Raw genomic sequence first — 17,739 nt, forward strand, 5'->3', positions numbered from 1 at the left:
CGCCGCCAGCGTTCATCCTGAGCCAGGATCAAACTCTTATTAGAATTCTTTCCCAAACCCAGTCTCTTTTCAGATTCTGGCTTCTTTTGGTTCTCTTCGCTTCTTCCTGCTGTTCAGTTTTCAAAGAGCTTTTCGTTTTTCGTTGCTTCGCAGCAACTTTTTAAGTATACCATCTTGCTTGTTTGATGTCAACCCGTTATTTGAACTTTTTTTCGTTTGTTCTTTCAGACACCTTGGGATGACTCATTTTTTTCGCCTGCCGTTTTTGGCGACTTATATAGAATACCATCCTCCCGCGATGAAGTCAAGCTTTTTTTAAAATAAAAATGGAAAACGCCCCTGCTCATTGGAATCGTTGCGATTCAGTCAATGTTGAAAGGGCGTTTTATTCTGCGATTATCGCATTCCTATCGTTCCAGTGGCATTCCTATCGTTCCAGTGGCATTCCTATCGTTCCAGTGGTTTCATCGTGGGGAACAAAATCACGTCCCGAATAGAAGGCGAGTCTGTCAGGAGCATGACCAGTCGATCAATTCCCAGCCCCATACCACCGGTGGGCGGAAGGCCCACTTCGAGGGCATTAATGAAGTCTTCATCATAAGGATGGGTTTCTTCGTTGCCAGAGGCCTTTTGTTTGACCTGTTCCACAAACCGCTGCTTCTGATCGATGGGATCATTCAACTCTGAAAAAGCATTGGCAAGTTCCCATGTATTCACAAAAGCTTCGAACCGATTGGTCAGCTGAGGATTATCAGGGTTTCTTTTCGCCAGAGGCGATACCTCAACAGGATGCTGGGTGATGAACGTGGGTTGGATCAGGTTCTTCTCTGCATAGGTTTCAAAAAACGCTGCAATGACCCACCCTTTTGAAAACTCTCCCTCAATTTCGATTCCCCGTTCTTTGCAAAGTGACCGTAACTCTGTTTCAGTTTCGATGGTGTCAAAATCCACACCAGCATACTCCCGACAGGCTTCAATCATTGTCATCCGTTTCCACGGAGGTGCAAAGTCGATTTTCTGACCCTGATAACTCACTTTCGTGGTTCCCAATGCTTCCATCGTTGCATGCGCCACCAGGTTTTCGGTCAGTTCCATAATCTCTTCATAGTCGGCATAAGCCTGGTATAATTCAATGGAAGTAAACTCAGGGTTATGCTTAATTGACATCCCTTCGTTGCGGAAAATCCGGCCAATTTCATAGACCCGGTCAAAACCACCGACGGTCAGCCTTTTTAAATGAAGCTCCGTGGCAATCCGCAGGTACATGTCAATATCCAGTGAATTGTGGTGAGTAATGAAGGGCTTTGCATTGGCCCCGCCGGCCAGTGTATCCAGAATTGGCGTTTCCACTTCCAGATAGTCACGTTCATCCAGATAGGCACGAATGGCTTTAATGATCTTGCTGCGCAGACGAAACACTTTTTTAACTTCCGGATTCACGATGAGATCCACATACCGCTGACGGTAACGGGTGTCTGTATCTTTAAGTCCATGCCACTTTTCCGGCAAGATCTGAAGGGATTTTGACAGCAGACGGATCAAATGTGCTTTTAAAGAGATTTCACCTCTTTTGGTTTGAAACAATTCACCCTGCACCTCAACGATATCACCTATATCGTAATAATGGGTAAAGTCGGCATACGCAGCTTCACCAATACGGTCTTCACGTACATAGACCTGAATTTGCCCTTCTTTATCCTGCAGGTTGATGAACGTCGCTTTTCCATGTTCCCGGCGTGTCATGATCCGACCTGCCATGGTCATCTCAGTTCCTTCCAGGGAGTCGAAATGCTCCTTTACCTGTTGACTGTAGTGGGTCACATCAACTTTTTCCACCAAAAATGGGTCTTTGCCTTCCGATTTCAAATGTTCCAGCTTTTCTCTGCGGATAAGCAACAGCTCATTCAGGTTTTTTTCTTCTCCTGGCCCAGTCATTTCGTCACCTTCTTTGGTTAGTTTCGTATGAGTGCCACTGTCGCACCGGTGTTACTCCGATGATTCCCGCGGCTTCTTTAAAGTACTTCCGCCTTTTCGATTCGGATCACTTCATACATTGTCATGCCATCAGGGATTTGTATTTCCACCTTATCTCCCACCCGGTTTCCCAGAAGGGCTTTCCCCACCGGTGATTCGTTTGAAATCTTAAACTCATAGGGGTCTGCTTCTGCAGAGCCGACAATGGTATACTTGACTTCCTGGGGATCATCGTTTTCTCGCAAATAGACAGTCGATCCCACGCCCACAACATCTGTGCTGATTTCATCTTCATCCAGAATCACTGCTTTTTTCAGCAGGTTTTCAAGTTTCATAATGCGCTCTTCAATTTGTGCCTGTTCATTCTTGGCTTCATCGTACTCCGAGTTTTCGCTGATGTCTCCAAATTCAATGGCCTGCTTAATGCGCGCAGCAATTTCTTTTCGGCGTACGGTCTTTAACTGTTCCAGCTCAGCTTCAATCTTTTCTTTACCTTTAACTGTCAAGATCGTTTCTTTGTTCACCATGGTCTTTCGCTCCCTTGCATGTATTCTTCCACTTTTAAATCTTTCTTTTCTTCTGCATTTTTTCTCATTACCGTATTGACTTATATCTGAGCATAAAGCAAGAAACACTGATATGCTCAGTGTTTGGACGGGTTTCTTATTCTTACCCATTATAAGGCAGTGATATCATCTTGTCAAGCAACACAAGTCCCTCAACAGATAGTCTGAAAGCAGCTTCAGCATGTCATCTGCCGTTTCTGCCCGGTTAATTTGATGTCGAATCGCCGCAGAACCGGGAAGCCCCTTGGTGTACCAGGCTGCATGTTTGCGCATTTCCTTCACCGCAATCCACTCACCTTTGTAGCTGGTCACCATTTGCAGATGTCGTTGCAGTACAGCATAAATTTCAGAACCATCCGGCTGTTTTCCCTCATACCCATGCTTCAGCAAGCCCAGCACATCCCTGAAAATCCACGGATTACCCTGTGCTCCCCTGCCTATCATCACGCCGTCACAGCCGGTTTCATCCACCATGCGCAGCACCGCTTCCGCTGAAAAAAGATCTCCGTTTCCAATAACCGGTATTTGGACGGCCTCTTTCACCTGGCGAATGATCTCCCAGTCGGCCTCTCCTGCATAAAACTGATCCCGGGTTCTTCCATGAACCGTCACAGCCGATGCTCCATTAGCTTCGGCAATGCGAGCCATTTCCAGTGCATTCACCTCGTTCTCCTGCCAGCCCTTTCTTATTTTGACCGTCACTGGCTTAACGCTGGCCTCTGCCACTGCCCGGATAATGCGGCCAGCTTTTTCAGGTTCCCTCATCAGGGCCGCACCGTCGCCATTTTTAACAATTTTAGGAGCAGGGCACCCCATGTTGATATCCAGAAAGGCATGGGGCATTTCATTCAGCTTATCCGCCGCCCATGCCATGATTCTTTCATCCGATCCAAATATCTGAATTCCCACCGGAGCTTCTTCCGGATGCGTCTGCATTAGCTCGTGAGATTTATCATCCTTATAATAGAGACCTTTGGCACTGACCATTTCTGTGATAACCATGCCGCATCCCATCTGTTTGCAGATACGCCGAAAGGCAAGGTCGGTAATGCCTGCCATCGGAGCCAGTATGACGGGAACAGGGATGGTGATATGACCAATTGATAAAGGGTTGAGCACGTTTTTTCCTCCTGCTCTGTCGAATGTTACCCACCGACAGCATTAATTTTTGCCTGTCAATTGTAACCGATCCCCCTCATTTTCGCAAGTCACGCCTTCCATATGATGATTTCCTCTCCACCGGCAGCCCTCATGCTTTTGACGACACACAGAACCCCCATCCTCAACTCATGCTTAACGACCATGGTTCTGCAGTTGTTTATGTGTATTGTTCTGCCTCCTTGCGAAGCTGCCTGATAATCGTGTCCAACGACTGGATCGCTTCGTTCACCTCTGCCGACGAGGCCACTTGATCCTTCGCTGTCAGCCTGATTTGTTCCACTTCCGCTGCTATCCGTCGGTTAATCTCGCGAATATCTTTCATGATCTTTTCGATGTTTTCAACCGATTCATTGGTCGATACCGCCAGTTTGCGAATCTCATCAGCCACCACGGCAAATCCTTTGCCAGAATCACCCGATCTGGCCGCTTCGATGGATGCATTCAAGCCCAGCAAGTTTGACTGACTTGATATTCTTTTAATCATTTCTGTAATTTCTTCAGTTGTGCCAGCTTGCCTGAGTGCTGTTTGGGCCATCTTCTCCAGTGCGTCTCCCGTTTCCAAAAGCTCATCCGCCTGGGTTGTCATGCGCCCAGAAGACTCTTCCAGTGTTTCGATCCCTGTTGCAATGATTTCTGCCATCTGCAGCAACCGTTCCTGATGTTCAGTGGAAACAAGATAAACCACTCCACCCACCACTTCAGCACCTTCAAAAACCGGTGTTGCCAGGGCAATGTACGGAAACCCGAACAATTCTTTCCCCATTCGTCGGCTCATTGGTTTTCCGATTTGCATGGATTGACTGACAACTGTTTCTTTTTTTATGGGATCTCCGGCTTTCACAGGAAACTGCAGCACCTCACCCGGGAAAAACCCCAGGTATTTTTCTCTGTCGCACACTGCAATGGCCACATCCGTCATACTCAAATGCTTCGCATAGGGCGCCGTCTCTAAAAATGCCTGCATCATCTGCGAACTGTTCTTCACATCAGGTCCCCCTTTGGGCAAATAGTGGGTATGCGTATTCGTTTTATATTGCTGCAAGGCCTGTTGAATGAGCGAGAAGCCCCGCGCTTTTCACGGGGCTTCTCGCCCACTTTCTTTCTTTCTTTCTTTCTTTCTTTCTTTCTTTGCTTTCTTTCTTAAAATCTTTCAAATGATAGCCCCATCGCACCGACCTTTTGGTCGATCATTGAAATTTCTACAATACAACGCCTCCATCCACACTGAGTACAGTGCCCGTTATGAAACCTGCTTCATCTGATGCCAGCCACGCATAGGCATGTGCAATATCTTCAGGAGTTCCAAGGCGTTTCAGCGGAGACTTGTCTTTCATCATATCCAGCACATTTTCGGGCATTTTTTGTACCATAGGCGTCAGGATGAATCCTGGTGCCACCGCATTCACCCGAATGCCATTTTTCCCCAGTTCTTTTGCCCAGGTTTTTGTCATGCCGATGACACCCCACTTGGTGGCAGCGTAATTGGTTTGCCCGAAATTACCATAAACACCCACCACAGAGGAAGCATTGAGAATCACTCCGCCGCCCTGCTCAATCATTTGCGGAATAACCATTTGAGCGCAGTTGAACACACCCTTCAGATTAATGTCGATTACTTTATCAAAATCTGCCTCTGCCATTTTTTTCAACTGGGCATCTGCTGTAATCCCAGCGTTGTTTACCAGCACATCAATCCGACCCCATTGCCCCATCACATCATCCACCATTTGCTGAATGGTCTGGCGATCTGTCACATCGACTTCATACGCCAGTTTATCAGCTCCCATCTTTGTCAGTTCATCCAACGTTTCCTGCAGCATTTCCAGATTCAAATCGCACACGACGACCCGGGCACCTTCCCGCGCATATTGATAGGCGGTTGCCTGTCCAATTCCTCTGGCTGCACCGGTGATGATGCCGACTTTACCCTTTAGTTTCATGTTCATTTCCTCCTTTGGAATATTCCCTTCGGATGTTTGTTAATGATTTCTGAACAGCTCTCTGATCCAAATGAATGCTGCTGTTTAAACAAGGCCAATGCTTGCCAGAATAATGGCCACAATAACTGCCAGAATGGGAATGGCTGTTCCCACCATGAAGATATCTTTATAAGAGTCTTTGTGAGTCATGGCCGTCACAGCCAGCAGCGTCAGCACAGCACCATTGTGGGGGAGTGTGTCCAGCCCACCACTGGAGAGGGAAGCCACTCGATGGAAAGCTTCCGGCGAAATACCCGTGGCAACGGCAATTTCCATGTAACGTTCTCCCAAGGCCGCCAGGGCGATGCCCATACCTCCAGAAGCAGAACCAGTGGCACCGGCAAGAATATTAACCGATACTGCCTGTGAAACAAGAGGATTTCCCGGAATTCCCATCACCAGATCTGTCAGAGTTTCAAATCCGGGCACCGCACGAACAACCGCTCCAAATCCAACAGCTGCACTGGTGTTAATAATGGCTAATACCGAACCGGAAGCACCGGCATTGATGGTTTTGACTTTATCCGTCAATCGATTGTAATTCAGTGCGATGGCCAGCAAAATCCCCGCTGTCAGCGCAATGATAATGTCCACATCCCGGTCGATGATCATGGGAACCACATTGAGAATCAGGATGACTGCCAACAGGGGAAGTGATGATAAAATAGGACTGGGAAGACTTGCCACATCGATATCTGCCAGTTTTTCAGTGGGTTCAGTGAAGCCCTCACCTGCAGCCGACAGCTTCCGTTCTGCATAAGTCATCCACACCATGCCCACTCCCAGCATCACCAGCGCACCTGCCACTCCCATGATGGGCGCTGCCGTTGGTGTGGTGCCATAATACTGCATGGGAATCAGGTTTTGAATCTGCGGTGTTCCCGGAATGGCCGTCATGGTAAAAGTGAAGGAACCAAGGGCGATGGATCCGGGGATCAGCTTGCGGGACAGATTGGCTTCACGAAAGAGAGCCAGTGCCAGGGGATACATGGCAAAGACAACCACAAAGAGGGAAACACCGCCATAAGTCAGTACCGCACAACCCATGACGACTGCAAAGATCGCCCGTTTAGTTCCGATTTTGGCGGTAATCCAGTGGGCCACTGCCCGGGCAGCGCCTGAATCATCCATGATCTTACCGAAGATAGCGCCCAGCATAAAGACCGGAAACCAGGCTTTGGCAAACCCTACAAACCCACCCATGTAGGCTTCCCTGTAAGCTTCAATCAGGTTTAAGCCTCCGGTGAGGGCCACAATTCCGGCGCAGATGGGGGCAATCCAGATGATGGACATTCCCCGATAGGCTAAATACATCAATAATGCCAGGCCAATAATAATTCCAATCATGTTTCTCTCCTCCTTCTTTTAGGTTAGTTATGCGCTGACTACCCTTCACCATTCAGTGAAAAGTTCATCTTTTCGGGTTTGAAAATCCGTTCGTCCATCAACTTGAGATCTTCCGCCACCACCGGTTTGAATTCCATGAGATCCAGAATATCCTTTTGAAGATCAACTCCCGGTGCTATTTCAATCAGGCACAGCCCTTCAGGGCTTAGCTGGAAGACTGCCCGCTCAGTGACATACACCACCGGTTGCGCCACCTCCACTGCATACTCGCCACTGAAAGTGATTTGTTCCACCTGTTTCAGGAATTTGATAAACTTGCCTTCCTGTATGATATTGAGTTTACCATCAACAGCTTCCTGTTTCAGGCCGCCGGCTGTAAAGGTGCCGCAGAAAATAACTTTTTTGGCATTTTGAGTGATATTGATAAAGCCTCCCGGCCCGGTGATTTTGGGTCCAAACTTGCTGACATTGATATTCCCCGCTTCATCACACTGGGCCAGTCCCAAAAACGCCACGTCGAGGCCGCCGCCATCATAAAAGTCAAACTGGTTGGGCTGGTCGATGATGGCCACAGGGTTTGTGGCTGCTCCGAAACTGAGACCGCCTGCGGGAATTCCCCCAATAGGCCCCGGTTCGACAGTCAGCACCATATGATCACCCACACCCTCTTCATTGGCTACCACTGCCACCCCTTCAGGCATGCCAATCCCCAGATTCACCACCGCACTGGGAACCAGTTCCATAAGCGCTCTGCGGGCTATGATTTTCCGCTCATCCAGCGGCAGGGGTTTGACCGAAGAAACCGGCACCTGAATACGTCCGGTATACCCTTCGTTGAACTGCTCTGCAAAGGTTTGCATATGGTTGCGCATATCTTCCACTTCCACGATGGTATCCACATAAATTCCCGGTATTTTAACCATCCAGGGATTAAGAGTTCCCGCCTTGACCACTTTTTCCACCTGGACAATCACCCGCCCGCCTGAGTTTTTGCACGCCTGGGCGATTGAAAGCACCTCCAGTGATCCCGCTTCCTTCTCCATGGTGACGTTGCCGTTTTCGTCGGCATAGGTTCCCCGCAGCAGCGCTACATGGATGGGAAATGTTTTATACATCAGATATTCCCGTCCACCCAACTCAACCACTTCCACCAAATCTTCCGTCGTTACTTCGTTGAGCTTTCCACCTTCAATGCGCGGGTCAACAAACGTCTTCAATCCAACATGGGTAATGGTTCCCGGCTTTCCTGCCGCAATATCCCGAAAGAGATGGGCAATGACACCCTGAGGAAAGGTGTATCCTTCAATTTTGTTTTCCAGGGCCAGCTTCTGAACTTTTGGCGCCAGACCCCAGTGAGCTCCCACAACACGTTTCAAAAGACCCTCGTGACCAAAGTGATTGACACCTCGGTCTTTTCCGTCCCCCTGCCCGGCACAATAGGTCAACGTCAGATTTCGCGGCTCACCCGTTTCAACAAAACGATTTTCAAGGGCAATTTCAAGTTCTTCCGGCACGGCATTGCCCACAAATCCTCCCGTCGCCACTGTGCAGTCCGACGGTATCAGCTTTACTGCTTCAGCTGCGCTCAGAAATTTTGGTGCCATCATGATCCCTCCTCCATATTGATACGGGATAAAATTGCAATCTTTGTGCCAATCCGGCAAAATGCCGTAAAATAATCCTACTCGCAAGACTCATTGCGCTTCCCTTTATTTACAACGTCCGTTTTAAGAACGTGTTGAGATCATTTCATCAGCCTCAAAAAAAGAAACAGCCCCCGGTATATCGGCAGACCATTTCTTTTGATAATATTTTGACTTTTCTTTTATGTTGCATTGTTTTGACAAATAAGCACTTTTTTGTTCGTTTTTTGTACATTTGCAATGATCGAAAATGGCTCCAAGCGTCTTCCAACGAAGGTTCACTCCTTGCAGATCAAGGAAAACGATTCCTTCTAATGGTGTGGCACTTCGATTGTCCATCATTTGGACACTGAACATTATTTGGACACTTCGATGCCATATTTCTCCATTTTCTCATAAAGACTTGTTCGACTGATTCCCAAAAGACGGGCTGTTTGATATTTATTTCCCATTGTTTCATTAAGGCAGCGCGAAATCGTTTTTCGCTCAACCGCTTCCACCGCCTCTTTCAGCAATGTTTCTGCATAAACGGCTTCTGTTTCCTGTTCTGCCACCAGATAGGTGGGCAACTGTTTCAGAGTAATCCCCGCTTCTTTGTCCACCAGGTTAAAAGCCCTCTCAATGACGTTTTCAAGCTCACGAATATTCCCAGGCCACTGGTATTCAACAAGGCAGCGCATGGCTGCCGGGGAAATTTCTGTCACAAAACGGTCCATTTCCTTGGCCGTCTTACGAATCAGGTAATCTGCCAGCATGGGAATGTCTTCTTTGCGCTCGTGCAGGGAAGGAATACGGATGTTGATCACATTAAGCCGATAATACAAATCTTCACGAAAAGTCTTTTCTTTGACCATTTCTTCCAGATTACGGTTGGTTGCGGCAATAATACGGATGTCAACTTTTTGGCTTTTCACCCCGCCGACCCGCTCAATTTCTTTTTCCTGCAACACCTTTAGTAACTTTGCCTGCATGTTCAGGGGAAGATCACCAATTTCATCAAGAAAAATGCTGCTTTTATGGGCCAGTTCAAACTTGCCGGGTTTTCCACTTTTTTTTGCACCGGTGAAAGCACCGCCTTCATAACCAAAAAGCTCTGATTCCAGCAGTTCAGAAGGGATAGCCGCACAATTGACTTTGATCAGAGGATACTCTGACCGGGGGCTGGCGTTGTGAATGGCGCTGGCAAAAAGACCCTTGCCCGTACCGCTTTCTCCCAGCAGGAGCACATTGGATTTCGTGCTGGCCACTCGTTTCGCCAGGTTCATCGCCCGTTGCAGTGCCTGACTGGTGCCTATGATATTATCGAAGGTGTTATCGGTACCCAATGCTTTTTTCAGTTCCTTTTTGTAAAAATCAAGTTCTTTTTCCATGTGGCCAACCCGCTTTACGTAGGCATCCAGTTCCACTACGTCTTTAAAAATGACAGTCCCCACAGCTCCGATGAGTTGCCCTTTCTGATAGATGGGAATGCGGTCGGCGATCATTTTGTTGCCTTTGATTTGCTGAATATCGCCAATTTCCCTGCGCCCATTCTGAGCAACGATGTGCATTCTGGTGTTTTCAATGATTTCTGTGACGTGCTTTCCCACCGCCTCCTGCTGCTCCACACCCAGAAAATGGCAATACCGGCTATTGATCATTCGAATAATGCCCTGCCTGTCAACGACCACGATCCAGTTATAAATAATGTCGAAAATACTGTTATACATCTCCAGCAGCTGTTCCCGGTCTTCCAGCATCATGGAAGACTGCTCCGCCTGTTCGCCCATTGCGCTCACCTCTCTTTTTTCGATTATATCACATGATCATCATCACTTAGCCGGGGCATTTCTTTCCATGGTTAACAAGAAAAACGGCCAACAGGAACCATAAAAAAATCCCTGCTGATAGGCTAATGGATTTTCCATTAACCCACGGGCAGGGAGGGACTTCAGTCATTGCTTGTTTTTCTATGCTATTTCACCAGTTGCTGACTTTCAGCCGCTTTACCGTTTGACCACCAGAGAGGTTCCCATCCCACCGCCAATACAAAGGGTTGCCAGACCATAGGTCGCATCCTGCTTTTCCATTTCATGCAGCAATGTGATCAAAATGCGGGCACCGCTGGCTCCCACCGGGTGCCCCAGCGCTATGGCGCCACCATTCACATTCACCTTGTCAGGGTTCCATCCCAGTTCTTTTCCAACAGAAAGCGCCTGGGCTGCAAAGGCTTCATTGGCTTCAATCAGATCCATGTCATCAATGGTCAGTCCCGCCTTTTTCAGCGCTTTCTCAGTGGCAGTGACAGGCCCAATTCCCATAATCGCCGGGTCAACACCTGCACTTCCGTAAGACACAATGGTGGCCAGAGGCTTGAGCCCCAACTCGTCAGCCTTTTCTTTGGACATGATCACGACGGCAGCAGCACCATCGTTGATACCTGAAGCGTTTCCGGCAGTAACAGTGCCCTCTTTTTTAAAGGCAGGTCGCAGTTTGGCCAGTTTTTCGGCGGTCATGCCGGCTTTCGGGAACTCATCCTGATCGAAAATCAGGGGATCGCCCTTGCGCTGCGGAATTTCTACAGGAACAATTTCATCTTTGAACTTACCGGCTGCCATGGCTGCCTCAGCTTTATTCTGGCTGGAAACTGCAAATGCATCCTGCTCTTCTCTGGAAAGGTTGAATTTATCCGCCAGATTTTCGGCAGTTACTCCCATATGATACTGATTGAAAGCATCTGTCAGGGCATCCGTGATCATGGTGTCCACCAGGCTGTCATTGCCCATGCGTGCCCCCCAGCGAGCTTTGGGAAGAATATAAGCGGCTTGGCTCATGCTTTCGGTACCACCTGCCACGACCACGTCATTATCTCCCGTGAGAATCGTTTGCACGCCCAGGGAAACGGCGCGCAGCCCTGACCCACAAAGCATGTTGAGTGTGGTCGCCGGCACTTCCACCGGGATGCCTGCATTCACTGATGCCTGTCGGGCAATGCCCTGGCCGGCTCCTGCCTGAAGAATGCAGCCCATGTAAACATCATCCACCTGCTCCGGGGCTACGCCGCCCCTTTTCAACGCTTCCCGTATCACAATTTCTCCCAGTTTTGCTGCCGAAACATCTTTCAGTGCACCGCCAAAATTTCCAATGGCAGTTCTGACACCGCTGACAATGACGACTTCTTTCATGATGAATTGCCTCCTTTAGTGAGTTCGGTTACTAGCGGACAGGTACGTTACTATATGATGCAAGGATTATACCAATTTTGTGTTATGCCTATCCTTCCAGCATTTCAGGCGGAATTTCTTTTTCCCGATCTTGACTGTTGAGATCGTAAATAATCTTCAAACCGTCCAGTGTGATGGTTTTATCCACAATGTCTATGACCTCTGTTTCACTTGCAATCAGTGTTGACAAGCCACCAGTGGCAATGACCTTCACCTTTTCTGGCGCGTCTGGAGACAGTTCACTTTTCATTTTGCTCACGATGTGTTCCACCAGACCTACATAACCGTAAATGATCCCAGACTGCATGCTGTTGACTGTATTTTTGCAAATGACCTGCCCCGGCTTTACCAGGTCAATGCGCGGCAGCTTTGCAGCTTTCTGAAAGAGGGCATCACTGGAGATTTTGATGCCCGGCGCAATGGTACCACCCAGGTAATTGCCTTTTTCTGCAATGGCACAAAAGGTGGTGGCTGTTCCAAAATCAACCACAATCAACGGACCGGCATATTTTTGAAAAGCAGCTACGGCATTGACAATTCGGTCAGCGCCCACCTGCTTGGGGTTATCGTATTGAATATCCATTCCAGTTTTAATGCCAGGCTCCACCAACAGCGGCATCAACCTGAAAAGTTTTCGGATGGCATGTTCCAGAGAGTACATCAGATCAGGCACAACCGACGACACAATCACATCGTCAATCATCAACGGTTTAATATCCTGATACTGAAGCATTTGGCTGATGAGGATCACATATTCATCAGACGATTTGTCTTTATCCGTCGACATTCGCCAAGAGAATGTCAAATCGTCTCCCTCAAAGGTACCCATGACAATATTGGTGTTTCCAACGTCAAAAACCAGCAGCATGCTTTCACCTTCCTTGTTAGGTTTTCTGTCTCAAGACCTCAGGCAGGAATCAGTCATGCCGTACCCAGGGGATGAGCTAATCTATATTTTATCAATTTTGTAGTCACATGGCAAATTGAAGCAAACGGTACAGAAATGCTTCATCACAGCTTCCGGCGAACCGACACCTCTCCGCCGGCCAGCAGTTCACTTCGGCCATCTTCATAAACAACTTCCAGACGACCATCCTCATGAATATTCACCGCTCTTGCCGCCACCCGCTGGTCTCCGCGAATCACATCGATGGGCTGATTCAGCAGCATGGAATGTTCTCGAATAACCCGAAGCACCGCGCCGTAAGACTGATGCAGGACGTAATCATCGTAACATTTTTCGAAGATTTTCAGAAAAAGTGTCAGTAGAGCAACACGGGAGACTGGCTGCTCCATCATGATTCTCAAAGAGGTGGCCACCTCGGCAATTTCGCCGCTGAAAACTTGCTGGTTCACATTCACACCAATCCCCACCAGCAAGCGTTCAATTCGGGTTAACTCTCCCGATACTTCTGTCAAAATACCACAAATCTTTTGGTTATCCACCAGCAAATCGTTGGGCCATTTGATTTTCACCGGCAGTCCTGTCACCTCGACGACCGCCTGATGCATGGCAGCGGCTGCCAGTTGTGTCATTTTCCCCGCATCGTGCATGGGGAGACCGGGCTCCAACACCAGTGTCATCCAGATTCCTTCTCCTTTGGAGGATTCCCAGCTGCGCCCCAGCCGTCCCCTGCCGCCGGTCTGTTCTTCAGCCAGTACCATCGCCCCATGCCGAAGTTCATGTTGATGTTTTTTAGCCCATATGTTGGTGGAATCCACTGATTCCAAATGCACCAGTTGATGTGCCAGCCACCGGGTTTTCAGCACTGATTTGATTTCTCCCGGCAAAAGACTCTCTTCCTGAGGAAGAAGGCGGTAACCTTTTCGATGGCCTGTTTCAATCTGATATCCGGCAGCCTGAAGGGCCTTGATGTGTTTCCAGACTGCAGTACGGCTGACACCCAGTTCATCACTAATTTCCTGACCTGAAAGGAAACTGCCCGCATGACGAAACAGCAGTTTTAAAATGGTTTCTTTCATTGTTGTCACTCCTGTAACCGAAGAAGAATCCCGCCTGTGGCGGTATCTCTTTGGATAGTGAAAAGCCCCGCGGTGACGCGGGGCTTTCATTGGATGCAGATTAGTTAAAGAGAGAGAGTAGCACACCAGCCGCTACCGCCGAGCCGATCACGCCTGCCACATTGGGACCCATGGCATGCATCAGCAGGAAGTTGCTGGGATTTTCTTTCTGCCCCACCACCTGTGACACTCGGGCGGCCATGGGAACGGCTGAAACGCCTGCCGATCCAATAAGGGGATTGATGGCGTCTCCGCCCATCATCTTGTTCATCACTTTCGCCAGTAAGACACCAGCAGCGGTGCCCATGGCAAAAGCCACCACACCCAGTACGATAATTTGCAGTGTCTGCACCTTCAAAAACTGTTCTGCCTGTGCTGTTGCGCCAACACTGACACCCAAGAAGATGGTGACAATATTGATCAGCTCGTTCTGTGCCGTTTTGGAAAGACGCTCAGTCACAGTGGATTCCTTCAACAGGTTGCCAAACATGAGCAGCCCCACCAGCGGCGTGGCCGAAGGCAGTAATAATGATACTGCAATGGTGACCATAATGGGAAATAGAATTTTCTCAGTTTTGGATACAGTGCGAAGTTGCTGCATTTTAATGCGGCGTTCCCGTTTGGTGGTCAGGGCTTTCATAATGGGCGGCTGTATAATGGGAACCAGAGCCATATAAGAGTAGGCTGCCACTGCAATGGGCCCCAGTAGATGACTGGCCATCAGGGCTGTTACAAGAATCGCCGTTGGTCCGTCGGCGCCACCAATGATACCAATGGCAGAAGCTTCCTGGGCTGTGAAACCCAGCAGAACTGCTCCGGTAAAGGTGAAGAAAATGCCGAATTGAGCGGCAGCTCCCAGAAACAGGCTGCGGGGGTTGGCAATGAGCGGACCGAAGTCTGTCATGGCACCGACACCCATGAAAATCAGCGGCGGGAAAATTCCCAGTTTATTACCGGTATACAGGTACTGAATCAGACCACCGGGAGTGCGAGTGTAATATTCCACCGGAATGCCTTCCCGAAGCATCTCTGCAGTTGGATGGTGAAACAGTTCTGCTGCTTGCCCCGCTGCTTCCGGGCTGATGGCGCGGAGCACAGTATCTCCAATTTCCATCACCCCTGACAAGGGCAGGTTTGTCAGCAGCATGCCGAATGCAATGGGTACCAACAGGAGGGGTTCAAAACCCTTGCCAATGGCCAGATAAAGCAAAATGCAGGCCACTGTCAGCATCACCAGATGCTGCCAGGTAATATTGGCAAATCCTGTTGTTCCCCAGAATTTGATCAATACGGTTAACATGTGGGCATCTCCTTTCGTAATGGTGCACTGTCAAAAATGGTTATTTCAGGGAAACCAGAAGGTCTCCGCCATTGACAGCTGCACCTTCTGCTACGTGGAGGGATGCCACCACTCCGTCGCAAGGTGCGGGAATTTCATTTTCCATCTTCATGGCTTCCAGAATGATCAGGGTTTCGCCCTCTTTCACCTGTTGGCCTTCTTTGACGATGATTTTCCATACGTTACCCGGCATGGGTGCTTCCACCGTGGTGCCGCCGGCAGGCGCTGCTGCCGCAGGAGCCGGAGCAGCTGCCGCAGGTTTGGGAGCGGCCGGAGCCGCTGCAGGAGCAGGAGCTGCTGCCTGCGGACGGGGAGCGGCAGGAGCAGCAGGAACGCCGTCCTTTATTTCTTCTACATCCACTTCATAATTCACACCATTAACGGTAATACTGAACTTTTTCATGTTTCCAGTTCCTCCTTAATTGAGATCAATGAATGACCCTGTTGGTCAGGGATTAGTGAAGCTGTCGGTTAATCTGCTGCATACGGCCCAACCGGTTCCAGGCAGGTGCCTGATCAGGCACTCTGACAATGTTTCGGACAATGATGTTATGGGTGGATGTATGAAGGCTTGCTGCCACTGCAGCAGCAATCACCGCCACCAATTCACCGTCATCCTGTGTTTTTTCCTCGGCCACTGGTTCCGGGGTGGGTGCCGGTGCTGCCTTGGCAGCTGAAGCGGCTGTTTTCTGTTCCTTGCGTTTGGCAGAACTGCTTTCTGCCTTGTGAACAAAGGTATCCAGAATTTTAATGATGATGAAGAGCATTCCCAGGGCCACAAAAACAATGGCAACACCCAGCAGGGTTACCTGTAAGCTGGCCAGGAATTTCTCCCCCATCGTCATGGTTTCTATGGAAACCTTCATTTCTTCCAGCAATGTCATGATTAATTCACCTCTCCTTCCTCCAAAGTGACTTTTTCCCTATACCGGAAGATTGCCATGTTTCTTCGGAGGTCTTGTTTCCCGCTTGCTTGCCAGCATATTGAGTGCATCTACCAGCCTTGGGCGGGTTGCTGAAGGTTCAATGACATCATCCACAAAACCGCGTTCTGCGGCCTTGTAAGGAGTCGCAAATTCTCGCTTGTAATTGTCAATCAGCTCAACCCTGGTTTCCTGAGGGCTGTCAGAGTCGGAAATTTCCTTTCGGAAAATAATGTTGGCCGCCCCTTCAGGCCCCATGACAGCAATTTCTGCTGAAGGCCATGCCAATACAATGTCTGCTCCCAGTTCTTTATTACACATACCGATATACGCACCGCCATAGGCCTTGCGGATAATCAGGGTGATTTTTGGCACAGTGGCTTCACTGTAGGCATAAAGCATTTTGGCCCCATGCCTGATGATACCGCCATATTCCTGACTGGTTCCCGGCAGGAATCCGGGCACATCCACCAGGTTAAGCACCGGGATGTTAAAGCAGTCGCAGGTACGAATGAAGCGCCCTGCCTTATCGGAGGCATTAATGTCAAGGCAGCCTGCCAGTACTTTTGGCTGGTTGGCAATGACGCCGACAGATTGGCCGTTAATCCGAATAAATCCGGTGATCATATTCGGGGCATAGTATGGCTGTACTTCGAGAAAATCGGCATCATCAGCGATGGCTGTGATGATATTTTTCATATCGTAGGGTTTGTTGGGATTCTCTGGTACAATTTCATCCAGTTCAGGAATGATCCGATTAATGTCGTTGGCCGTTTCATAAACCGGTGCATTTTCCTGGTTATTGGATGGTAAAAAACCGATGAGACGCCGGATTTCCATGAGGCAGGCTTCGTCATTGGCAGCCATAAAGTGTGCCACCCCGCTGGTACGGTTGTGTGTCATGGCACCGCCCAAAGCTTCTGCCGACACTTCTTCTCCTGTAACAGTCTTGATGACCTGTGGTCCGGTGATGAACATCTGGCTGGTTTTATCCACCATGAAGACAAAATCTGTCAAGGCTGGCGAATAAACCGCGCCACCGGCGCAGGGGCCCATGATGGCAGTAATTTGAGGAATGACTCCTGAAGAAATGGTGTTGCGGTAAAAGATGTGTCCATAGCCTGAAAGGGCATCCACACCCTCTTGAATACGGGCACCGCCTGAGTCATTGAGACCCACAATGGGAGCTCCCATTTTGAGGGCCATGTCCTGCACCTTGCAAATTTTCTTGGCATGCATTTCTCCCAGTGATCCACCAACCACAGTGAAATCCTGGGCATAGGCATACACCAGCCGTCCGTCAACCTGACCATAGCCGGTGACAACACCTTCTCCTGGCGACTCCACCTTGTCCATGCCAAAATTAACGCATCTGTGTTTTACAAAAGCGTCCAGTTCAACAAAAGAACCTTCGTCAAACAACAGATTGATGCGTTCGCGGGCTGTCAGCTTTCCTTTTTCATGCTGACCAGCGATGCGCTTTTCGCCGCCGCCCGCCTGGATTTTTTCTTTGCGTTCGCGTAGTTCTTCAAGCTTTTTTACGCTCATCCTCGTATACCCTCCTACCTTTTTTCATTGCTGT

17 protein-coding genes are annotated in these 17,739 nt (G+C 49.0%); all 17 read right to left on the reverse strand.

Annotated features, from left to right (window positions below):
• Positions 1-447 precede the first annotated feature (447 nt).
• The 17 genes from lysS to AAIG11_RS10630 all read right to left on the reverse strand — a co-directional run bounded on the left by lysS (position 448) and on the right by AAIG11_RS10630 (position 17,705).
• Positions 448-1,935 carry a lysine--tRNA ligase gene (gene lysS / locus AAIG11_RS10550; RefSeq protein ID WP_343186217.1) on the reverse strand — a complete coding sequence of 496 codons (1,488 nt, stop codon included), beginning with the start codon at positions 1,933-1,935 and terminating at the stop codon, positions 448-450.
• Between the two features lie 77 nt (positions 1,936-2,012).
• Positions 2,013-2,501: a transcription elongation factor GreA gene (gene greA / locus AAIG11_RS10555; protein WP_343186218.1), complete on the reverse strand. Its 489-nt coding sequence runs from the start codon at positions 2,499-2,501 to the stop codon at positions 2,013-2,015.
• A 165-nt stretch (positions 2,502-2,666) separates the two neighbouring features.
• Positions 2,667-3,659 carry a tRNA dihydrouridine synthase DusB gene (gene dusB / locus AAIG11_RS10560; RefSeq protein ID WP_343186219.1) on the reverse strand — a complete coding sequence of 331 codons (993 nt, stop codon included), beginning with the start codon at positions 3,657-3,659 and terminating at the stop codon, positions 2,667-2,669.
• Between the two features lie 199 nt (positions 3,660-3,858).
• Positions 3,859-4,668, reverse strand: coding sequence for a methyl-accepting chemotaxis protein (locus AAIG11_RS10565; protein ID WP_484477162.1), 810 nt, complete (start codon positions 4,666-4,668; stop codon positions 3,859-3,861).
• A 61-nt stretch (positions 4,669-4,729) separates the two neighbouring features.
• A complete protein-coding gene (locus AAIG11_RS10570; RefSeq protein ID WP_343186221.1) occupies positions 4,730-4,855 on the reverse strand; it encodes a hypothetical protein in 126 nt (41 codons plus the stop codon).
• Positions 4,856-4,900: 45 nt separating this feature from the next.
• Entirely contained in the window at positions 4,901-5,641 is a 741-nt protein-coding gene (fabG, locus tag AAIG11_RS10575; protein ID WP_343186222.1) for a 3-oxoacyl-ACP reductase FabG, read from the reverse strand.
• Positions 5,642-5,725: 84 nt separating this feature from the next.
• Complete coding sequence (locus AAIG11_RS10580; protein WP_343186223.1) at positions 5,726-7,027, reverse strand: GntP family permease; 1,302 nt, start codon at positions 7,025-7,027, stop codon at positions 5,726-5,728.
• Between the two features lie 38 nt (positions 7,028-7,065).
• Positions 7,066-8,631: an acyl CoA:acetate/3-ketoacid CoA transferase gene (locus tag AAIG11_RS10585; RefSeq protein WP_343186224.1), complete on the reverse strand. Its 1,566-nt coding sequence runs from the start codon at positions 8,629-8,631 to the stop codon at positions 7,066-7,068.
• 123 nt (positions 8,632-8,754) lie between these two features.
• On the reverse strand, positions 8,755-9,012 hold the full coding sequence (locus tag AAIG11_RS10590) for a hypothetical protein (RefSeq protein ID WP_343186225.1): 258 nt from the start codon (positions 9,010-9,012) through the stop codon (positions 8,755-8,757).
• Between the two features lie 14 nt (positions 9,013-9,026).
• Positions 9,027-10,439: a sigma-54 interaction domain-containing protein gene (locus AAIG11_RS10595; protein WP_343186226.1), complete on the reverse strand. Its 1,413-nt coding sequence runs from the start codon at positions 10,437-10,439 to the stop codon at positions 9,027-9,029.
• Positions 10,440-10,655: 216 nt separating this feature from the next.
• Positions 10,656-11,834, reverse strand: a complete 1,179-nt coding sequence (locus AAIG11_RS10600) for an acetyl-CoA C-acetyltransferase (protein ID WP_343186227.1) — start codon at positions 11,832-11,834, stop codon at positions 10,656-10,658.
• Between the two features lie 88 nt (positions 11,835-11,922).
• Positions 11,923-12,741, reverse strand: a complete 819-nt coding sequence (locus AAIG11_RS10605) for a type III pantothenate kinase (RefSeq protein WP_343186228.1) — start codon at positions 12,739-12,741, stop codon at positions 11,923-11,925.
• Between the two features lie 143 nt (positions 12,742-12,884).
• Positions 12,885-13,856: a biotin--[acetyl-CoA-carboxylase] ligase gene (locus AAIG11_RS10610; RefSeq protein WP_343186229.1), complete on the reverse strand. Its 972-nt coding sequence runs from the start codon at positions 13,854-13,856 to the stop codon at positions 12,885-12,887.
• Between the two features lie 100 nt (positions 13,857-13,956).
• Positions 13,957-15,195: a sodium ion-translocating decarboxylase subunit beta gene (locus AAIG11_RS10615; protein ID WP_343186230.1), complete on the reverse strand. Its 1,239-nt coding sequence runs from the start codon at positions 15,193-15,195 to the stop codon at positions 13,957-13,959.
• A gap of 40 nt (positions 15,196-15,235) precedes the next feature.
• Positions 15,236-15,637 (reverse strand): biotin/lipoyl-containing protein, encoded by a 402-nt coding sequence (locus tag AAIG11_RS10620; protein WP_343186231.1) that lies wholly within the window; start codon positions 15,635-15,637, stop codon positions 15,236-15,238.
• 52 nt (positions 15,638-15,689) lie between these two features.
• Entirely contained in the window at positions 15,690-16,118 is a 429-nt protein-coding gene (locus AAIG11_RS10625) for an OadG family protein (protein WP_343186232.1), read from the reverse strand.
• 39 nt (positions 16,119-16,157) lie between these two features.
• Complete coding sequence (locus AAIG11_RS10630) at positions 16,158-17,705, reverse strand: acyl-CoA carboxylase subunit beta (protein WP_343186233.1); 1,548 nt, start codon at positions 17,703-17,705, stop codon at positions 16,158-16,160.
• Between the last annotated feature and the right edge of the window lie 34 nt (positions 17,706-17,739).

This window comes from Anoxynatronum sibiricum, from assembly GCF_039414295.1.
Classification (GTDB): Bacteria; Bacillota; Clostridia; order Peptostreptococcales; family Tindalliaceae; genus Anoxynatronum; species Anoxynatronum sibiricum.